General features: G+C 55.0%; 1 protein-coding gene. It reads left to right on the forward strand.

From position 1 onward, the window contains the following. Positions 1 to 89 precede the first annotated feature (89 nt). Positions 90 to 416, forward strand: coding sequence for a hypothetical protein (locus ACOI06_RS14610; RefSeq protein ID WP_420663320.1), 327 nt, complete (start codon positions 90 to 92; stop codon positions 414 to 416). Positions 417 to 469: the final 53 nt, after the last annotated feature.

Genomic DNA, 469 nt, shown 5'->3' on the forward strand with positions numbered 1-469 from the left:
GTAAGCGGTCAGCCAGCGGCGTTATAGATAGCTGAAGCAACCCGGTCCATACTTTCTAACATTTCAAATGTTTGGAAATGGAGGACCAAATGCGTACAGTTTCCAATGCCAGTGGCCAACATCGCACTCGCCGGCAGTGGCTCTCACTGGTGGAGCAGTCTTACAGATATGACGGATCGCTGGCTCAGTTCTGCCGCCAAGTCAAAGTCAGTGAGGCAAGCATGTCTCGCTGGCGTCGGATTGCCCGTGAACAGAGTGAGACCGTTGCCCAGGTCAAGCAGAAGTGTGCATCGGGTTTTATTGATGGTGGGGTGCTTGAGTTTGGATCAGGGTCGTTGGCAAAGGACGAGACTGGCACCCTCAATGTTCGTATCGAGCTGGGCGGCGGTGTTGTGCTGACGCTCACACGCGACTGATGTTCTTTCCCGAAGGCACCGTACGCGTGCACCTGTATGGGGAGCCCGTTGAC

Origin of the sequence: Orrella sp. 11846, from assembly GCF_048820935.1 — a bacterium.
In the GTDB taxonomy this organism is placed as follows: Bacteria; Pseudomonadota; Gammaproteobacteria; order Burkholderiales; family Burkholderiaceae_B; genus Algicoccus.

Bases quoted from the DNA above. Each gene is read 5' to 3' on its own strand.
- ACOI06_RS14610 (WP_420663320.1), top strand. From the start codon at position 90: ATGCGTACAGTTTCCAATGCCAGTGGCCAACATCGCACTCGCCGGCAG.